The sequence below is a fragment of the Paraburkholderia sp. SIMBA_053 genome (assembly GCF_046534895.1).
In the GTDB taxonomy this organism is placed as follows: domain Bacteria; phylum Pseudomonadota; class Gammaproteobacteria; order Burkholderiales; family Burkholderiaceae; genus Paraburkholderia; species Paraburkholderia caledonica.
Genome location: NZ_JAWRXU010000912.1, coordinates 1 through 263, shown reverse-complemented (window position 1 = coordinate 263; position 263 = coordinate 1). Strand labels below are relative to the sequence as shown.

1 protein-coding gene is annotated in these 263 nt (G+C 63.9%); it reads right to left on the bottom strand.

Annotated features, from left to right (window positions below; genetic code table 11):
• Positions 1-263: reverse transcriptase domain-containing protein (locus tag SB753_RS38265; protein WP_410805320.1), on the bottom strand; the 263-nt coding region annotated here is incomplete at both ends.

Here is a 263-nt window from a genome sequence, read left to right as displayed (position 1 = left end):
CTCAGTACCGCCTGCTGCGCGCTGCGCTCCGGCCTGAAGCCGTAGCTCGACTCGGAGAACCCCGGCTCGAAGATCGGCTGGAGTACCTGGTGCAGCGCTTGCTGTATCAGCCGATCCAGCACCGTCGGAATGCCCAGTGTCCGTACCCCGCCCGCAGGCTTCGGTATATCCACCGCGCGTATCACCTCAGGCATGTACCGTCCTTCCAGCAGCGCCGCCTTCACGCTTGGCCAGTGCATCTTCAGCCAGTCCGCGAATTGATC